The organism is Burkholderia seminalis DSM 23518, from assembly GCF_902832885.1.
GTDB lineage: Bacteria > Pseudomonadota > Gammaproteobacteria > Burkholderiales > Burkholderiaceae > Burkholderia > Burkholderia seminalis.
Window position 1 is genome coordinate 957,746 of sequence record NZ_CADFDK010000001.1, and the last position, 18,446, is coordinate 976,191.

The 18,446-nt window shown below is 70.2% G+C and carries 18 protein-coding genes; 6 read left to right on the forward strand and 12 right to left on the reverse strand.

The window, feature by feature from the left end; all coding sequences use genetic code 11:
* Positions 1–21 precede the first annotated feature (21 nt).
* The 3 genes from HWX00_RS04505 to HWX00_RS04515 form a co-directional block, all read right to left on the reverse strand.
* Entirely contained in the window at positions 22–1,047 is a 1,026-nt protein-coding gene (locus HWX00_RS04505) for an ABC transporter permease (RefSeq protein ID WP_034191181.1), read from the reverse strand.
* A gap of 27 nt (positions 1,048–1,074) precedes the next feature.
* The gene (locus tag HWX00_RS04510; protein WP_034191182.1) at positions 1,075–2,652 is read right to left on the reverse strand and encodes a sugar ABC transporter ATP-binding protein; all 1,578 of its coding nucleotides are present in this window, start codon (positions 2,650–2,652) and stop codon (positions 1,075–1,077) included.
* A 68-nt stretch (positions 2,653–2,720) separates the two neighbouring features.
* Positions 2,721–3,647, reverse strand: coding sequence for a sugar ABC transporter substrate-binding protein (locus HWX00_RS04515; RefSeq protein WP_034191183.1), 927 nt, complete (start codon positions 3,645–3,647; stop codon positions 2,721–2,723).
* 306 nt (positions 3,648–3,953) lie between these two features.
* Here HWX00_RS04515 and HWX00_RS04520 point away from each other — a divergent pair, with 306 nt between their 5' ends.
* From HWX00_RS04520 to HWX00_RS04540, 5 genes are all read left to right on the forward strand, one after another.
* Positions 3,954–5,912, forward strand: coding sequence for a bifunctional 5-dehydro-2-deoxygluconokinase/5-dehydro-2-deoxyphosphogluconate aldolase (locus HWX00_RS04520; RefSeq protein ID WP_175028003.1), 1,959 nt, complete (start codon positions 3,954–3,956; stop codon positions 5,910–5,912).
* A gap of 46 nt (positions 5,913–5,958) precedes the next feature.
* Positions 5,959–7,842 (forward strand): 3D-(3,5/4)-trihydroxycyclohexane-1,2-dione acylhydrolase (decyclizing), encoded by a 1,884-nt coding sequence (gene iolD / locus HWX00_RS04525; RefSeq protein WP_175028002.1) that lies wholly within the window; start codon positions 5,959–5,961, stop codon positions 7,840–7,842.
* Between the two features lie 61 nt (positions 7,843–7,903).
* Positions 7,904–8,833: a myo-inosose-2 dehydratase gene (gene iolE / locus HWX00_RS04530; protein WP_175028001.1), complete on the forward strand. Its 930-nt coding sequence runs from the start codon at positions 7,904–7,906 to the stop codon at positions 8,831–8,833.
* A gap of 36 nt (positions 8,834–8,869) precedes the next feature.
* Positions 8,870–9,688, forward strand: coding sequence for a 5-deoxy-glucuronate isomerase (gene iolB / locus HWX00_RS04535; RefSeq protein ID WP_059556992.1), 819 nt, complete (start codon positions 8,870–8,872; stop codon positions 9,686–9,688).
* 79 nt (positions 9,689–9,767) lie between these two features.
* Positions 9,768–10,259: a heme-degrading domain-containing protein gene (locus tag HWX00_RS04540; RefSeq protein WP_034191188.1), complete on the forward strand. Its 492-nt coding sequence runs from the start codon at positions 9,768–9,770 to the stop codon at positions 10,257–10,259.
* Positions 10,260–10,302: 43 nt separating this feature from the next.
* Here HWX00_RS04540 and HWX00_RS04545 read toward each other — a convergent pair whose 3' ends face one another.
* From HWX00_RS04545 to HWX00_RS04585, 9 genes are all read right to left on the reverse strand, one after another.
* Positions 10,303–11,049, reverse strand: coding sequence for an SDR family NAD(P)-dependent oxidoreductase (locus HWX00_RS04545; RefSeq protein ID WP_034191189.1), 747 nt, complete (start codon positions 11,047–11,049; stop codon positions 10,303–10,305).
* 4 nt (positions 11,050–11,053) lie between these two features.
* On the reverse strand, positions 11,054–11,227 hold the full coding sequence (locus HWX00_RS04550) for a hypothetical protein (RefSeq protein ID WP_156444742.1): 174 nt from the start codon (positions 11,225–11,227) through the stop codon (positions 11,054–11,056).
* The gene (locus HWX00_RS04555) at positions 11,209–11,913 is read right to left on the reverse strand and encodes an ABC transporter ATP-binding protein (protein WP_059556993.1); all 705 of its coding nucleotides are present in this window, start codon (positions 11,911–11,913) and stop codon (positions 11,209–11,211) included. The genes HWX00_RS04550 and HWX00_RS04555 overlap by 19 nt, the downstream gene beginning before the upstream one ends.
* Positions 11,910–12,662, reverse strand: coding sequence for an ABC transporter ATP-binding protein (locus HWX00_RS04560; protein WP_034191191.1), 753 nt, complete (start codon positions 12,660–12,662; stop codon positions 11,910–11,912). Before HWX00_RS04560 ends, HWX00_RS04555 begins: the two co-directional genes overlap by 4 nt.
* Positions 12,659–13,879 carry a branched-chain amino acid ABC transporter permease gene (locus tag HWX00_RS04565; RefSeq protein WP_175028000.1) on the reverse strand — a complete coding sequence of 407 codons (1,221 nt, stop codon included), beginning with the start codon at positions 13,877–13,879 and terminating at the stop codon, positions 12,659–12,661. Before HWX00_RS04565 ends, HWX00_RS04560 begins: the two co-directional genes overlap by 4 nt.
* Positions 13,872–14,807: a branched-chain amino acid ABC transporter permease gene (locus tag HWX00_RS04570; RefSeq protein ID WP_175027999.1), complete on the reverse strand. Its 936-nt coding sequence runs from the start codon at positions 14,805–14,807 to the stop codon at positions 13,872–13,874. The genes HWX00_RS04565 and HWX00_RS04570 overlap by 8 nt, the downstream gene beginning before the upstream one ends.
* Positions 14,808–14,816: 9 nt before the next feature.
* Positions 14,817–15,254 carry an acyl-CoA thioesterase gene (locus HWX00_RS04575; protein ID WP_034191208.1) on the reverse strand — a complete coding sequence of 146 codons (438 nt, stop codon included), beginning with the start codon at positions 15,252–15,254 and terminating at the stop codon, positions 14,817–14,819.
* Positions 15,255–15,393: 139 nt separating this feature from the next.
* Entirely contained in the window at positions 15,394–15,930 is a 537-nt protein-coding gene (locus HWX00_RS04580; protein ID WP_034191194.1) for an NUDIX domain-containing protein, read from the reverse strand.
* A 121-nt stretch (positions 15,931–16,051) separates the two neighbouring features.
* Complete coding sequence (locus HWX00_RS04585) at positions 16,052–17,308, reverse strand: YbfB/YjiJ family MFS transporter (protein WP_175027998.1); 1,257 nt, start codon at positions 17,306–17,308, stop codon at positions 16,052–16,054.
* Positions 17,309–17,431: 123 nt separating this feature from the next.
* Between HWX00_RS04585 and HWX00_RS04590 the strand changes: the two genes are divergently transcribed.
* Positions 17,432–18,346: a LysR family transcriptional regulator gene (locus HWX00_RS04590; protein WP_175027997.1), complete on the forward strand. Its 915-nt coding sequence runs from the start codon at positions 17,432–17,434 to the stop codon at positions 18,344–18,346.
* The last annotated feature ends 100 nt before the right edge of the window (positions 18,347–18,446 follow it).

An 18,446-nucleotide genomic window follows, 5' to 3' on the forward strand; every position in this document is an offset into this window, starting at 1 on the left:
ATGTCGGGCTCACGCGCGCGCTCAGCGGCGCTTCTTCTTGTTGCGGTACTGGTCGGCGATCACGGCCGCGACGATGATCGCGCCCTTCACCATCTCCTGGTAATACGCGTCGATCCGGATGAACGTGAAGCCCGACGTCATCACGCCGAGGATCAGCACGCCGATCACGGTGCCCGTCACGCGGCCGAGGCCGCCCGACAGCGACGTGCCGCCGATCACGACGGCCGCGATCGCATCGAGCTCGTACATCACGCCCATGCCCGACTGGCCCGAGATCGCGCGCGCGGCCGTCACGGTGCCGGCGATCCCGCTCAAGAGGCCCGCGATCGCGTAGACGAACACCAGGTGGCGCGTGACGTTGATGCCCGACACGACGGCCGCGTGACGGTTCGCGCCGATCGCGTAGGTGTACTTGCCGAAGCGCGTGTAGCGCAGCACGACGTGGAAGATCGCCGCGATCACGAGAAAGATGATCACCGGATTGGCACCCGCGCCGATCGCCGCGAACTGATCGGTCAGCATCGACACCGGCATCCCGTTGGTGAACCACTTCGCGAAGCCGCGCGCGGCAACCATCGTGCCGAGCGTCGCGATGAACGGCGGGATGCCCGTCATCGCGATCAGCGTGCCGTTCAGCAGGCCGACCAGCAGCCCGACGCACACGCCGGCCAGCACCGGCCAGATGATCGGCAGGTCGGTGAGGTGCGGAAACACCGCACGCGGGAAGTCGGACACCTGCGCGAGGCTCGCCGACACGACGGCGGCGGCCGCGACGACCGACCCCGACGACAGGTCGATCCCGCTGGTGATGATCACGAGGTTCACGCCGACCGCGATGATGCCGATCACGGCCATCTGCAGCACGATGATCTCGAGCCGCTCGGCGTTGAACAGGAAGCTCTGGCCGACGACGATCCAGCCGACGATCTCGAAGAACAGGCTGATGCCGACCAGCACGAGGAAGATGCTCAGCTCGGGCGGCCACTTCGTGTGCCGCGACTTGAGTGTGATGGTCTGCGCATCCGCGACCGGATTCAGGTTGCCCATTTCAGTTGTCTCCAATCTTGTTTCGGCTCAGCGCGACGCGAGATCCATGATGCGGACCTGGTCGGCGTCCTTGCGATCGACGATGCCGGTCATGCGCCCTTCGTGCATCACCATCACGCGATCGCTCATCCCCAGCACTTCCGGCATTTCCGACGAGATCATCAGCACCGCGACGCCCTTGCCGGCGAGCGCGCTGACGAGCCGGTGAATCTCGGCCTTCGCGCCGACGTCGATGCCGCGCGTCGGTTCGTCGAGGATCAGGATGCGCGGCTGCGTGAGCAGCCAGCGGCCGATCAGCACCTTCTGCTGGTTGCCGCCCGACAGGTTCTGGATTGCCTCGTGCAGCCCCGGCGACTTCACGCGCAGCATCCGGCTCATTTCCTCGCAATCGCGCTTCAGTTGCGCCTGCTGCACGAAATTGAACTTCACGTAGCGGTGGCTGAGCACGGCCGCTTCCATGTTCGCGAGCAGGTCGAGATTCAGGAAGCAGCCGCTGTCCTTGCGGTCCTCGGTGAGGAACGCCATCCCGTGCTTCATCGCCTGCGCGGGCGTCGCGATCCGCACCGGCTTGCCATCGATCCGGATCTCGCCCGACGTGGCCGGCACGACGCCGAACAGCGCCTCCGCGACGTTCGAGCGCCCCGAGCCGACGAGGCCCGCGACGCCGAGGATTTCCCCCGCGCGCAGCTCGAAGCTCACGTCGCGGAACACGCCGTCGACGCAGAGATCCTTCACCGACAGCACGACGTCGCCGATCGGCACGTCTTCCTTCGGGAACATCTGCGTGATCTCGCGCCCGACCATCATGCGGATGATGTCGTCGCGCGTGACGTCGCTCGATGCATGCGTGCCGATGTACTTGCCGTCGCGGAACACCGAGAACTCGTCGGCGATCTCGAACAGCTCGTTCATCTTGTGCGTGATGTAGACGATGCCCTTGCCCTGCTCGCGCAGCTGGCGAATGATCCGGAACAGGTGCGTGACTTCCTTGTCGGTCAGCGCGGAAGTCGGCTCGTCCATGATCAGCACGTCGGAGTCGAACGACACGGCCTTCGCGATCTCGACCATCTGGCGGCTCGCGACGGTCAGCGTGCGCACGTCGGTTTCCGGATCGATGTCGATCGACAGCCGTTCGAACAGCGCGGCCGTGCGGCGGCGCAGCTCGGCGTGATCGATCAGGCCGAAGCGGTTCTTCGGTTCGCGGCGGATCCAGATGTTCTCCGCGACCGTCATGTACGGCATCAGGTTGAGTTCCTGGTGGATCATCGCGATCCCGCGCTCGAGCGCATCGAGCGGGCCGTTCAGCACGACCGGTTCGCCGTTGATCAGGATTTCGCCCTGGTCGGGCGTGTAGACGCCCGCGATGATCTTCATCAGCGTGGACTTGCCCGCGCCGTTCTCGCCCATCAGCGCGTGGACGGTGCCGCGGCGCACGCGGAACTGCACGCCGTCGAGCGCGACGACGCCGGGAAAGGACTTGCCGACGCCGCGTACCTCGAGCACGCAGTCGGCCGCGAAAGAAGCCGGCGCGGCGGACGACCCGCCGGACGAGGCGGCCGGTGCATCGCCGCCGGCCATCGGGCGCGCGACCCTGGCTGTAAACATGGACGTTCCTCGACAAAGCGCGCGCGAACCCGGCAATGCCGGGCCCGCGCAGTTCAATGGACCGCCGGTCAGTGCTTGGCGTACTGGTTCATGTTCTCGGGCGTCACGAGCTCGAACGGCACGTTCACGTAGCGGTCGACCGGCTGCTTCTTCGCGAGCTTCAGCGCGGCGGCCACCGACTGCGCGCCCTGCCCGATCGCGTTCTGGTACACCGACACCTTCAGCTCGCCGGCCTTCATCGCCGCGAGCCCGTCCGGCGTCGCGTCGATGCCGGCGACGACCGTCTTCGGCGTCAGCTTGCGCGCGGCCTTCAGCGCGTTGATCGCACCGATCGCCATCTCGTCGTTGTTCGACACGATCGCGTCGAACTTGGTCCCGGAGCTCAGCCAGTTCATCGTGATGTCCTGGCCCTGCGTGCGGCTCCACTTGCCTTCGCGCTTGTCGACGATCTTCATGCCCGCGCAGTCCTTGGTCGCGATCACGTCCTCGATGTCCTTGGTGCGGGCACGCGCCGATTCGTTGGACAGCTCGCCCATCAGCACGAGAATGTCGCCCTTGCCGCCGAGCAGCTTGCACACCTGGCGCGCCTGCAGCGTGCCCGACTGCTTTTCGTCGGACGCGACGACCGCGACGCCGGCCGGCAGCTTGTCGAAATCGACCGGCTTGCGGTTGACGTAGACCAGCGGGATCTTCGCGGCCGTCACCATCTTCGTGATCTTCGGCGTCGCGTCGGTATCGACCGGGTTCACGATGATCGCGTCGACCTTCTGCGCGATCATGTTCTGGACCTGGCTCAACTGCTTGCCGACGTCGTTGCCGCCGTCCTCGATCTGCACGGTCACGCCGTCCTTCTTCGCCGAATCGGCGATGCTGTTGCGCAGGATGGTCAGGAACGTGTCGTCGAACGACGCCATCGTCACGCCGATCTTCTCGGCATGCGCGAGCGGCGCAGCCAGGATCGCGGCGGCCGCGACGGCCATCAGCTTGGTCTTCATGATCAATCTGTCTCCTCATCTCCGGGGGGCGGAAGACGGCGCGTTGCGCGCCGCCGGGCCGAGTCCGATACGGACTGAAGCATCCGGATGGAACTGTAGATCACTTCCTCGAACATTTGGAAATTTATTTCTACGTGATTTCACCTAGGGAACTGGATTTCCAAAAAGTCTAGACTGCGTCCGTAGCCCGATTCCCCGCGGCAGGCAGTCCCGCGTCGTGCAGCGCACGTCACGGCGTGCGGCCGGAGGATCGGTCCCCCAATCCGCCGGCAACGTCGACCGCCGGCCGCGAGCGTGACACGTGATATGAGCCAGCTGAACTTTCCGAGTGACCGCCCCATCGATCTCGCCTGCCTCGGCCGCGTGGCCGTGGATCTCTATGCGCAGCAGTACGGCAGCCGCCTCGAAGATGCCCGCAGCTTCCAGATGTATCTCGGCGGCTCGTCGGGCAACGTCGCGTTCGGCGTCGCGCGGCTCGGGCTGAAGACCGCGATGATTTCGCGCGTCGGCGACGAACAGATGGGCCGCTTCCTGCGCGAGACGCTCGAGCGCGAAGGCTGCGACACGAGCCAGCTGCAGACCGACCGCGAGCGCCTCACCGCGCTGGTGCTGCTCGGGCTGAAGGATCGCGACACGTTCCCGCTGCTGTTCGTGCGCGAGAACTGCGCGGACATGGCCGTGCGCGCAGACGAGATCCGCGAGGACTTCATCGCCGGCTGCCGGGCGCTGGCGATCACCGGCACGCACCTGTCGACGCCGGGCACGCGCGAGGCGTCGCTGACCGCGCTCGGCTACGCGCGCCGCCACGGCGTCGTGCGGATCCTCGACATCGACTACCGGCCCGTGCTGTGGGGGCTGACCGCACGCGGCGCGGGCGAGAACCGTTACGTGCCGGACGCGCAGGTCACGCGGCAGCTGCAGCAGGTGCTCGGCGAATTCGACCTGCTGGTCGGCACCGAGGAGGAATTCCTGATCGCGGGCGGCGTGCCGCACGACCTGGTCGGGTCGCTGCGGGCCGTGCGCGCGATCACGAACGCGACGCTGGTCGTCAAGCGCGGCGCACTCGGCTGCTGCGTGATCGAAGGCGACATTCCGGCCGGCATCGACGCCGCGCCGACGTTCGTCGGCGAACGCGTCGAGGTGCTCAACGTGCTCGGCGCGGGCGACGCGTTCCTGTCGGGCCTGCTGTCGGGGCTGCTGCGCGGCCGCGACTGGGCCGAATCGACGCGCATCGCGAATGCGTGCGGCGCGATCGTCGTGTCGCGCCACGCATGCTCGGCCGCGATGCCGACGCCGGCCGAACTCGCGCACTGGTTCGACGGCAGCCGCAATCCGGCGGTCGATGCCGACCGCACGCTCGCGCACCTGCATCGCGTGACGGTGCCGCGCCGCGAATGGGACGACCTGTGCGTGATGGCGTTCGACCACCGCAGCCAGTTCTACGAACTCGCGGTGCAGGCCGGCGCGGACGAAGCGCGCATCAGGACGTTGAAGCGCCTGCTCGTGCGCGCGGTCGAGCAGGTCGAGCGCGAGCGCCGGATCGAAGGCCACGTCGGCGTGCTGATCGACGGCGGCGCCTACGGCAGCGACGCGCTCGCGTCGGCCACCGGGCGCGGCTGGTGGGTCGGCCGCCCGGTCGAGCTGCCGGGCTCGCGGCCGCTGCGGTTCGACGAGACACGCTCGGTCGGCTCGTCGCTCACGCACTGGCCGACCGAACAGGTCGTGAAATGCCTCGTCCACTACCACCCCGACGACGACGTCGACCTGCGCGTCGAGCAGGAGCAGCGCGTGCTGGAACTGTGGGAAGCCACCCGCGCCAGCGGCAACGAGCTGCTGCTCGAGATGATTCCGCCGCGCGCGGTCACGCCGGCCGGCACCGAGGACGACGCGGTGCTGCGCACGATCGCGCGCTTCTACAACCTCGGCGTGAAGCCCGAATGGTGGAAGCTCACGCCGCTGAGCGCGGACGGCTGGACGCGGCTCGCCGCGCTGATCGCCGAGCGCGACCCGCATTGCCGCGGCGCGGTGATCCTCGGGCTGAACCAGCCGCTGCAATACCTCGTCGACAGCTTCCGCGCGGCGACCAACCCGATCGTCAAGGGCTTCATGGTCGGGCGCACGCTGTGGGCCGACGCGTCGCTGAACTGGTTCGCGGGCCGCATCGACGACCAGGCGCTGATCGACGAAGTCGCCGGCAACTTCACGCAACTGGTCGACGCATGGCTGAGCCGCCGTGCGGCCGCGCGCACCGCCGCCGCGGCCTGATGCCCGTGCCCGTGACGACCACCCGACTCCTCTCTATCGACCGACGATGACCCACACCGTGAGACTGACCGTCAGCCAGGCGCTCGTGCGCTACCTGGCCGCCCTGCGCGCCGAAGTCGTCCAGCCCGACGGCCGCACCGACATCCTGCCGTACTGCGGCGGCGTATTCGCGATCTTCGGCCACGGCAACGTGGCCGGGCTCGGCGAAGCGCTGCATGCCGAGCGGGACCGGCTGCCGACGTTCCGCGCGCACAACGAACAGGGGATGGCCAACGCGGCCGTCGCGTTCGCGAAAGCGCATTTCCGCCAGCGGATGATGGCCGCGACGTCGAGCATCGGCCCCGGCGCGACCAACATGCTGACCTCCGCCGCGCTCGCGCACGTCGGCCGGCTGCCGCTGTTGCTGCTGCCCGGCGACGTGTTCGTGTCGCGGCTGCCCGACCCCGTGCTGCAGCAGGTCGAGGATTTCGAACAGGGCGACATCAGCGCGAACGACTGCTTCCGGCCCGTGACGCGCTACTTCGACCGCATCACGTCGCCCGAGCAACTGCTCGTCGCGCTGCCGCGTGCGATCCAGGTGATGACCGATCCCGCGCAGTGCGGCCCCGTCTGTCTCGCGCTGCCGCAAGACGTGCAGACCTTCGCGTACGACTGGCCCGAGGATTTCTTCGCGCCGCCGGTGATCCGGATGCGCCGGCCGCCGGCCGACGCGCTCGAACTCGCCGACGCCCTCGACGTGCTGAAGGCCGCGAAGAAACCGCTGATCGTGGCCGGCGGCGGGGTGCTGTACAGCCAGGCGTGGGACGCGCTGCGCGCGTTCGCCGACACGCACGGCGTGCCGGTCGCCGAATCGCAGGCCGGCAAGGGCAGCCTCGCGTGGGATCACCCGCTGAACCTCGGATCGATCGGCGTGACGGGCTCGCCCGCCGCGAACCGCGCGGCCGCGCAGGCCGACGTCGTGTTCGCGGTCGGCACGCGGCTGCAGGATTTCACGACCGGCTCGCATGCGCTGTACGGCGACGCGACGCTGCTGAGCCTGAACGTGCAGCCGTTCGACGCGGGCAAGAAACGCGGCCGGCAACTGATCGCCGACGCACGCACGGGCCTCGGCCAGCTGTCGGGCGCGCTGGCCGGCTGGCACGCCGATCCCGCGTGGACGGCCGCGAACCGCGACCAGGCCGCCGCGTGGAACGCGCGCGTGACCGAGCTGACGACGCGCATCCCGAAGGACACGCTGCCGTACGACGCGGAAGTGATCGGCGCGGTGCGCGACTCCGCGGCCGACGCGGGACGCGACAGCGCACGCGACGACCTCGTCGTCTGCGCGGCCGGCACGCTGCCGGCCGAGCTGCACAAGCTGTGGCGCAGCGGCGTGCCGGGCAACTATCACATGGACTATGCGTACTCGTGCATGGGCTACGAAGTGGCAGGCGGTCTCGGCGCGAAGCTCGCCCGGCCCGAGCGCGAGGTGATCGTGATCGTCGGCGACGGCTCGTACATGATGCTCAACGCGGAGCTCGCGACGTCCGTGATGCTCGGCCGCAAGCTGATCGTCGTGATCCTCGACAACCGCGGCTACGGCTGCATCGAGCGGCTGCAGCTGAACTGCGGCGGCGCGAGCTTCAACAACATGCTCGACGACTGCGTGCCCGAAGGCGGCGAACGCTCGACGATCGACTTCGCGATGCATGCGCGCGCGATGGGCGCCGAAGCCGTGCACGTGCGCGACATCGTCGAATTGCGCCACGAGATGAAGCGCGCCCGCGCGGCGAGGAAGAGCCAGGTGCTCGTGATCGACACCACCCACCGGCGCACGACCGACGACGGCGGCGCGTGGTGGGAAGTCGCGGTGCCGCAGGTATCCGCACGCGCCGGCGTCGACGCGGCGCACCGCGCGTATCTCGACGCGAAAACCCGGCAGCGGCGCTGACCGCGCCCGCCGCCCGCTAAAGCACCCGACAAGAACACCCTCCGAACCAAGGAAGCAAGTCATGAGCTGGAACATCCGCATCGGCATCAATCCCCTGTCGTGGATGAACGACGACCTGCCGTCGCTCGGCGGCGAGACGCCGCTCGAAACGGCGCTGAAGGAAGGCGCCGAAATCGGCTATGCGGGCTTCGAGCTCGGCAACAAGTTTCCGAAGACGGGCCCCGCACTGAAGGCGAAGCTCGCCGAATTCGGCCTCGTGTGCGTGTCCGGCTGGTATTCGGGCTTCCTCGCGGAAGTCGAACCGGGCATGAGCGACGCCGAGGCGGTCGCGGCCGAAATCGAGCGCTGCCGCGCGCACCTGACGAAGCTGCAGTTCAACGACGTGAAGGTCGTGGTCTACGGCGAATGCGCGGGCACGATCCAGGGCAGCATCGACACGCCGGTCGCGAAACGGCCGCGTTTCGTCGACGACGACGCCTGGCGGCGCTACGCGGCACGCCTCGACGCGTTCGGCGCGCACCTGCTCGACACGTACGGGATCAAGCTCGCCTACCATCACCACATGGGCGCGTACGTCGAGTCGCCCGACGACGTCGACCGGCTGATGGCGCTGACCGACCCGACGAAGGTGTTCCTGCTGTTCGATACCGGCCACGCGTATTTCGGCGGCGCGGCCGACCCCGTCGCGCTGCTGAAGAAGCACGTGTCGCGCGTCGCGCACGTGCATTGCAAGGACGTGCGGCCGCAGGTCGTCACGCAGGCGCGCAACGACGGCTGGAGCTTCCTGAACGGCGTGATCAACGGCACGTTCACGGTGCCGGGCGACGGCGCGCTCGATTACGACGCGACGCTGCGCACGCTGAAGGACGCCGGCTACGAAGGCTGGCTCGTCGTCGAGGCCGAGCAGGATCCGGCCGTCGCGCCGAGCTATGCGTATGCGAAAAAGGGCTACACGTCGCTGCGCGCGATCGTCGACCGGTTGAGTGCGTGAGCGATTGAGCCCCCTTCCATTGCGGAGCCCCACCCCATGACGATTTCTCCCCTGCTGGTCAAGGCATCCGCCGACCGCGAAATCTGCAACGTCACGCCTGAGTCGGCCGGCTGGAAGCATGTCGGCTTTCGCGCGCTGCGCCTGAAGGCCGGCGACACGGAAACGCTCGACACCGGCACGCGCGAGCTGTGCGTCGTCGTGCTGACGGGCACGGTGCGCGCCGAAGTCGACGGCGTAACCCACGATGCGCTCGGCAAGCGCGACAGCGTCTTCGAAGAGGTGTCGCCGGACGCGCTGTACGTGCCGGGCGGCAAGACCGTCACGCTGGTCGCGACGCGCGACGCGGAAATCGCGTTGTGCACCGCGCCCTACGCGAGCGGCGACAAGCCCGTGCAACGCCTCGACGGCGAACGGATGCGCCGCTCGGTGCGCGGGCAAGGCACCAACACGCGCTACGTGTGCGACATCCTGATGGGCGACAACCCGGCGGCCGACCGGCTGCTCGTGGTCGAAGTCGTCACGCCTGCCAGCCATTCGAGCAGCTATCCGCCGCACAAGCACGATCGCGACGCGGCGCCCGACGAGACGTCGCTCGAGGAAACCTACTATCACCGGATCGATCCGCCGCAGGGTTTCGCGTTCCAGCGCGTGTATACGGACGACCGCAGCCTCGACGAAGCGTGCGCGGTCGAGAACCACGACGTCGTGATGGTGCCGCGCGGTTACCACCCGGTCGTCGCGCCGCACGGCTACAACCTGTACTACCTGAACGTGATGGCCGGGCCGAGCCGCGCATGGGCGTTCAAGAACGATCCCGCGCACGAATGGATGATCGACGCGGCGCCGAAGCGCTGAGCGCAAGACGGGCGAGCGCGCGGCCCGTCGCGGTGCGATACCCGCGCGCAATCCGCATTTGCGACGACACGGAGCCGCCATGGTGACGATCTTTCCGCGCCTCGATCACGCGCCCTTCGACGAAGGCGCGCGCGAAACGGCGCTGCCGCGCTTCAATGCCGACGTCGCGCGCCGGCTCGGGGAAATCGCGGTCAACATTGCGTCGCGCCGCGGGCTGCCGATCGCGGTCGGCATCGTCGGCAAGGCGCCGCTGTTCTACTGCGCGCTCGACGGCAGCGGCGCGCGCGACAACGACGCGATCCGCCGCCGGCAGAACACGGTGCTGCGCTTCGGCCTGAGCTCGCTCGAAGTCGGCGCGCGCTTCCGGCACGCCGGCTGGTCGCTGCAGTCGCAGGGGCTGTCGGACGACGACTATGCGCTCGACGGCGGCGGCGTACCGTTACGCGTCGCCGGCGCCGGCATCGTCGGTGCGATGACGATCGCCGGACTCGAGTCCGAACGCAACCACGCGCTCGTCGTCGAGAGCCTGCGCTGGCACGTCGGCGCGAACGCGCTGGCGATGATCGCGTAACCGCGCGGCCGGCCCGTGCGGGCCGATGCCGCGCGTGGCGCGATCAGTTCAACCCGCCGCTCACGACGAGGTGCTCGCCGGTCATCCAGCGTGCATCGTCCGAGGCGAGGAACACGGCGACCGACGCGATGTCGTTCGGCTCGCCGAGACGGCCGAGCGGCGTCTCGCCGAGCACCTGCTTTTCGAGATCGGAGCCGATGATACCCGCGCTGTGCGTGCCTTCGGTCACGATCATGCCCGGGTTGATCGCGTTCACGCGGATCTTGCGCGGGCCGAGTTCGAGCGCGAGCACGCCGGTGATCGCGTCGACCGCGCCCTTCGTGCCGCTGTACACGGCGCTCGCCGGCGGCGTGATGCTGGTCACCACCGAGCTGATGTTGATGATGCTCGCGCCTTCGCCGAGATGCTTGACGGCCGCCTGCGTCGTCAGCAGCACACCGAACACGTTCGTGTCGAACTGCCGGCGGTAGTGTTCCTCGGTGATCGCCTCGATCGGCGCGAATTCGTACACGCCGGAATTGTTGACGAGCACGTCGAGACGGCCGTACGTGTCGATCGCCGTATCGACGATGCGCTGCGCGTCGGCGGCCTTCGCCACGTCGCCGCCGACCGCGACCGCGCGGCCGCCCGCTTCGACGATCGCGCTCACGACCGCGTCGGCGCCGGCCTTGCTGCTCGCGTAATTGACGACGACCGATGCGCCTTCCGCGGCCAGTGCCTTCGCGATGGCCGCGCCGATGCCCTTCGATGCGCCCGTGACGATCGCTACCTTGTTTGCCAGCTTGCTCATGATTTCATTCCTCGGTCAGAAGACATTCGATGGTGGGCGCCGATGCCGCGTTGCCGCGGCGACCGGCATGACTGGCAATGTACGGCGCGTCGCGGCGGCGATAAAGCGGCCCGACACGAATTGACTGGCGGCGTTTGCCGAACAATCGATCGCGCGCGGTCAGCCGGCACTCAGCCATGCGTCGGCGACCTCGCCGCCCAGACCGTCGAGCGCGCCGTCGTAGACGATCTGTCCCCGCCCCATCACCGCGACCCGCCGCGCGAGCCGCGGCGCGAACTGCAGGCGCTGCTCGATCAGCACGATCGCGACGCCGTCGGCCTGCAGCGCGGCGAGGCAGGCACCGACCTCGTCGACCGCGAGCGGCGCGAGCCCCTCGGCCGGCTCGTCGACGATCAGCACCCGCGGGCGGCCGGCCAGTGCCCGCACCAACGCGAGCACCTGCTGCTCGCCGCCCGACAGCCGCCCCGCTTTCACGTCCGCGCGTGCGGCCAGCAGCGGAAAGCGGTCGAACAGGCGGTCGAGCGCCGCGCGTTCGGCCGGGCCGCGTGCGCCGCGCAATCCGAGCCGCAGGTTGTCGCGTACCGTCAGCAGCGGGAACACGTCACGGCTTTCGGCCACGTAAGCCACGCCGCGCCGTGCGATCTCGAACGTACGCGCGCCCGCGCATTCGGCGCCCGCGATGCGCACCGACCCGGCCGTGCGCACGAGCCCCATCACGGCCTTCGCGAGTGTCGAGCGACCCGAGCCGTTGCGGCCGAGCAGCGCGAGCGTCTCGCCCGGCGCGAGCGCGAGATCGACGCCGTCGAGCACGGGCTGCAATCCGTACCACGCGCGCAGGCCGCGAATGTCGAGCAGTGCGTTCATGCGCGGCCTTCGCCCAGGTACGCGGCACGCACGCGCGGATCGGCGCGGATCGTATCGGGCGCACCGGTCGCGACGACCGCGCCGCGGACGAGCACCGTGATGCGTTCGGCGAAACCGAACACCGCATCCATGTCGTGCTCGATCATCAGCACCGTGCGGCCCTGCGTCGTCGCGCGGATCAGCGCGATCATCCGCGCCGCCTGCGCGCGGCTCATGCCGGCCGTCGGCTCGTCGAGCAGCAGCGTGCGGGCGCCGCTCGCGAGCGCGATTCCGAGATCGAGCGCGCGCTGTTCCGCGTAGCTCAGTTCGGCGGCCGGCGTGTCGCGCCGTGCCTCGAGCCCGATGTCGCGCAGCACGCGCGCGGCCGCGAGATCGATCGACGCCGATTCGCGCAGCCGGTTCCACCAGCGCCGCCGTTCGGCCGGCGCATGCAGCGCCGCGCAGCGCAGGTTGTCGAACACGGTCAGCCGCGCGAACGCGCTCGTTTGCTGGAAACTGCGGCCGACGCCGAGGCGGCTCGCGACGACGGGCCCGCGCCCGCGCAGGTCGACGCCGTGCAGCACGACACGCCCGCGCGTCGGCCGTACTGCACCGGCAATCACGCCGAACAGCGTCGACTTGCCCGCGCCGTTCGGCCCGATCAACGCATGGCGCTCGCCGGCCGCGATGCTCAGTTCGACGCCGTCGAGCACGGTCTGCGCGCCGAAGCGCTGCACGACGCCCTGCAGCGCGATCGCATTGCCGTTCATCGCACGTCCTCCCGCTTGCCGGCCCGCGCGAACCGCGCGCGCCAGCCCCACAGCAGCGTGCCGATGCCGGCCGCCGAGCACGCGACGGCCCAGCCGGCCGGCGTATCGGCGTCGATGCCCCATGCGCCGAACGCGAGGCCCGTGCCGTCGTCCTGCGCGAAGCGCCACGCATAACCGAGCTCGCCCGCGCAGACGATCGCGACGCCCCAGAACACGCACGCGCCGAGCGCGCACAGCATGCGCCACCGCTCGGGCGCCGGCGCATCGCGCCGCATCACATGCACGAGCGCCTGCGCGATGCCCGCGAGCCCGCGCGGCGCGGCCACGACGATCGCGACGAACAGCACGCCGAGATACAGCGCCCACGCGCGCGACACGCCCGCGACACCGATGCTCAGCGCGGTCAGCACCGCGGCGCCGGCCGCGGGCCCGAAGAACGCGCCGGTACCGCCGATCACCGCGGCGATCAGCACGGTCGCCGAGCGCGCCATCGACACGCTGTCGGGCGTTGCGATCTCGATGTCGATCAGCGTCAACGTGCCCGCGATGCCCGCGAAGAACGACGCGCAGGTGACCATGGCGAGCCGCACGCGGCGCGGATCGGTGCCGAGCGCGGCGACGCGCGCCGGGTTGTCGCGCACCGCGTTCGCGAGGCGCGCGAGCGGCGTGCGCGTCAGCGCGTGCATGGCCCACGCCGAGACGATGCACCACGCGGCGATCACCGCATACGCGTGCGCCGGTGCGCCGAATTGCCCGTTGCCCCACGGCGCGCCGCTCGCGCGATCGATCGGCACGCCGCCGAGACCGCCGAACCACGCGGGCACGCTCCACGCCGCCGCCGCGACGCATTCGCCGAGCCCGAGCGTGATCATCGCGAACGCGGTGCCGGAGCGACGCGTCGCGAGCAGCCCGGCGACGCAGCCGAAACCCGCGCCGGCCACGCCGCCGACGAGCGGCAGCAGCGGCAGCGGGCCGCCGAGATGGTTGAACCAGTGCGCGGCGGCGAACGCACCGAGGCCCGCGAACGCCGCGTGCCCGAACGACAGCAGCCCGGTCGTGCCGAGCTGCAGGTTGTACGACAGCGCGAGCACGACGAGCGCGGCCGTCTGCGCGAGATAGCCGAGCACCGCGCCATGCGGCCACAGCCACGCGGGCAGCACGAAGCACGCGGCGAACAGCGCCCAGCGCGCTAATCCGGCGAACGCGCGGCTACGCATCGGCGCGCTCGCCGAACAGCCCGCGCGGCCGTGCGACCAGCACCGCGACGAGCAGCAGGTACGGCACCAGCGGCGCGAGTTGCGCGATCGACACCGCGGCCACGCGGTCGGGCAACGCGATGCCGATCCATTGCGCGAGGTCGCGCAGCGACGTGTCGCTCGCGGCCGCGAAGGTCTGCGCGAAGCCGACCGCGAGCGACGCGACGAATGCGCCGCCGAGCGAGCCGAGGCCGCCGATCACGACGACCGCGAAGACGACCGACCCGACGGTCTCGGCCAGCGCGGGTTCGATCACCGCGAGCGGCGCGCCGATCACGCCGGCCAGCGCCGCGAGCGCGGTGCCGGCGCCGAACAGGCCCGTCATCACGCGCGGCACGTCGTAGCCGAGCGCCTCGACGGCCGCGCGATGCGTGAGCGCCGCGCGCACGACGAGCCCGAGGCGCGATGCGCGCAGCAGCGCACCGAGCGCGACCAGCATCGTCGCGGACATCGCCATCATGAACAGCCGGTAGCGCGGCAACGCGAGGCCGAACACGCTCGCCGGCGCGCCGTCGAACAGCCGCGGCACCGGTGCCGGCAGCGGCGCGAGGCCCCAGGCGAGTTTCGCGCCCTCGCCGATCAGGTACGCGAGACCGAAGGTCAGCAGCAGCTCACTGGTATGGCCGCGCGCCTGCACGCGGCGCAGCAGCGTGCGTTCGCAGCCGGCGCCGAGCAGCCCGACCGCGAGCGGCGCGAGCACGAGCGCGGGCCAGAAGCCCGCCTGGGCCGCGATGCTGTAGCCGACATACGCGCCGAGCATGTAGAAGCTCGCATGCGCGAAGTTCAGCACGCCCTGCACGCTGAAGATCAGTGTGAGGCCGGCCGACAGCATGAACAGCAGCAAGCCGTAGCTGAGGCCGTTGAAGGCCTGGAGCGCGAACGCGTGCACCGCGAACCGTCAGGCCGTGAGCGGCTCGAGCGCGGCGCGCAGCGCATCGGGCAGCGGCACGGGGCGGCGTGTCTCGCGATCGACGTACACGTGCACGAAATGGCCCTGCGCGGCGGGCGACGCAGCGCCTTGCGCGAACAGCCCGACCTCGTAGCGCACGCTCGACGTGCCGAGCTTCACGACGCGCAGCCCCGCGTCGACCGACTGCGGAAACACGAGCGGCGCGAAGTAGTTGCACTGTGTCTCGACGACCAGCCCGATCGTCTGCCCGTGCTCGACGTCGAGCACGCCCGCGCGGATCAGGTACTCGTTCACGACGGTGTCGAAGTAGCTGTAGTAGACGACGTTGTTCACGTGCCCGTAGACGTCGTTGTCCATCCAGCGGGTCGTGATCGGCAGGAAGTGGCGATAGGCGTCGCGTGGACGCGGCTGCGGCTTGTCGGACATGGCGATGGCGGTCAGGACGATGGAAACGGTGAGGACGACGCGCGGCGGCCGTGCGGCACGGCACGCCGGCATGAAGCGCCACGCCGCGGCGCGATCGCGCGCGGCGCGGCGAATGACACCCTGCGGGCAGGCCGGCCCGTCACTGCCCCGGCCGGTCGACGAACTCGACATCGAGGCCGCGCGCACGCATCCAGTCGGCAAGCGCGAAGCCCGTACCGGCACGCCACGGACGCAGCAGCGGCGGATCGACGAGCCGGTATTCGAGCAGTTCCGGCGACAGCGACACCGTGCCCGACGCCCGCACGTGGTACGCGATGATCAGCTCGTTCTTGCGGATGAATTCGTACACGCCGACGAGCGACACGTGCTCGGCCTTCAGCGCGGTTTCCTCGAACACCTCGCGCGCGATGCCGTCCTCGGGCGTCTCGCCGTTTTCGAGGAAACCGGTGATCAGCGCGAACATCCCCTCGGGCCACGCCGCGTTGCGGGCGAGCAGGATCTGGCCGTCGAGCTCGACGATCGCGGCGACGACCGGCAGCGGGTTGTTCCAGTGCACATAGCCGCAAGTGTCGTCGGGACACGCCTGGCGGATGCGGCCGCCTTCATGTTCGGGATCGGCGCGCTCGGTCAGCGGGCTCGCGCAGCGCGGGCAGAAGCGGTAGTCGGCGGTGGTCATCGGTGAGGATCTGGCGAGCGCCGGACGGCCGCCTCCCGGCTGCCCGCGCACCCGCTCGGCGCGGGAAAGGCTTCATTCTAGCGAGTTTGCCCGCGCCGCAGACGATCCGTCCCCGCCGGCGTCAGGGTTGCCGGCGCGCGCGCGCGGCGGTCGCCGCGAAGCCGGCGGCGCCCGCGAGCAGCGCGGCGACCGCGACCCACAACGCCGGCGTGAACGACCCGAAACGCGCGGCCAGCGGCGCCGCGACGAGCGGCCCGAGGATCTGCCCGATCCCGTACGACGCGGTCGCATAGCCCATCAGCCCGGCCGCGCGCTCGCCGTGCAGCCGCCGCGCCTCGCGCATCGCGAACAGCGTGATCGCGGTGAACGGCAGGCCGAGCAACGCGCTGCCCGCCGAGAAGCCGGCCGCGTTCGGCCACACGAGGCCGGCCACGATGCCGAGCGCCTGCGTCGCGCAGCCGGCCGCGAGCAGCAGCCGGTTGTCCCAGTGGCCGGGCAGCCGCGCGGCCGTGATCGCGCCGACGATCAGCGCCGCGCCGAACATCGGCCAGAACAGGTCCGGCCACGGCGAGCCGGCCGGCAGCGCGGCGCGTGCGATCACCGGCAGGAACGTCGCGGTGATGATGTAGCCGAAGCCCGGCGCGCCGTACAGCACGACGAGCCACGCGGCATCGAGGCGCCGGCTTCGCACGCCGGCGGCCGGCGCCGTCGAGGCTGCCGTCGCGCCCGCGGCCGCATGCGGCACGGCAGCCGCCGAGGGTGCCGCGGGTGGCGGCGCCGTGCCGAACGTGCGCCAGATCGCCACCGACAGCACGGCCGACAGCGCCGCGAAGCCCAGCCAGCCCGACGCCGCGCGCTGGCCGGCCAGCGCGCTGCCGATCAGCCCCGTCACGACGATGCCGACGCCCGGCCCCGCGTAGATCACCCCGCTCCATTCGGGTGCGTGCAGTTCGGCCAGGCGCCGCAATCCCCACTGCGACACGAACACGAACGTCCACGCGCTGACGATGCCCGCGACGAAGCGCACCGCGAGCCACACGGGCAGCAGGTGGCCGACGCCCATCGCGGCGGTCAGCAGCACGGTGGCCGCGAGCCCGAAGCGGACCATCCGCGCGGGCGCGATGCGCAGCGCCGCGCAACTGACCGCGCCGACGAAGTAACCCGCGTAGTTCGCCGACGCGAGCCAGCTGCCGGCTTTCAGGCCGATCGAGCCGTCCGCGAGCATCAGCGGCAACAGCGGCGTGAACGCGAAACGGCCGACGCCGAGCACGACCGCGAGGCCGACCATGCACGCCAGCGCCGCCGCGCGGGCAAGGCGGTCGGCCTGGTCGGACGAAAGGACGCCGGCAGCGGCGGTCGAGGCATCGAAGCGGGACATGGCGGCAACGGCCGGCACTGAGCGCGCCGGCCGGATCGGAAACCGGAATGCGGCCATCGTAGCTTGACCAAACGTTCTTGAAAAATGAATAATCAAGAATCGACTCATCCCTCGGAGAGAATCATGGACCTGGCCGCGCTGGCGATTTTCCGGGCGGTCGTGCGCGAGAACGGCGTGACGCGCGCGGCGGCCAAGCTCAATCGCGTGCAGTCGAACGTCACCACGCGCATCAAGCAGCTCGAGGAAGAACTCGGCGCCGCGCTGTTCGTGCGCGACGGACGCCGGCTCGTGCTGACGCCGGCCGGGCAGACGCTGCTGCCGTATGCGGAGCGCCTGCTCGCGCTCGCCGACGAGGCGCGCGACGCGGTGCGCGAGGACACGCCGCGCGGCCGGCTGCGGCTCGGCACGATGGAAAGCACGGCCGCGAGCCGGCTGCCGGCTCTCCTCGCGCGCTATCACCACGCGTGGCCCGACGTGTCGCTCGAACTGGTGACGGGCACGACGGGCTGGCTGATCGACCGGGTGCGCGACTTCGAGATCGATGCCGCGCTGTTCGCGCGGCCGCCCGAACCGGACGGGCTGCCCGACACGTTCGAGACGATGCCGGTCTTCCGCGAGGATCTCGTGCTGCTGACGCCGCGCGGCCATCCGCCGGTGCGCACGCCGCGCGACGTGATCCTGCCGACGCTGATCGCGTTCGAGCGCGGCTGCACGTACCGCAAGTACGTCGAGCAATGGTATGCGGCGCACGGCATGAAGCCCGCGCGCGTGCTCGAACTCGGCTCGTACCATGCGATCGTCGCGTGCGTCGCGGCCGGCGCCGGCGTCGCGGTCGCGCCGCGTTCGGTGCTCGACCTGCAGCCGGAAACCGGCAACATCGCCGCGCACACGATTCCCGAACTCGAAGGCATCGACACGCTGCTCGCGTGGCGACAGGGTTATGCGTCGGCGGCGCTCGCCGCGCTGCGCGATGCGCTCACCGAGGCCGCGCGGCCGGCCGGCGACACGACGAAGCCGCCGGCGATCGTGACGGCCTGACCGGTGCGCGCGTCGCCGCATCGATCGATGTGCGCAAACGAAACGACCCGACCGGCATCCGCCGATCGGGTCGTTTTTTCATTCACGCGATGCCGTCAGC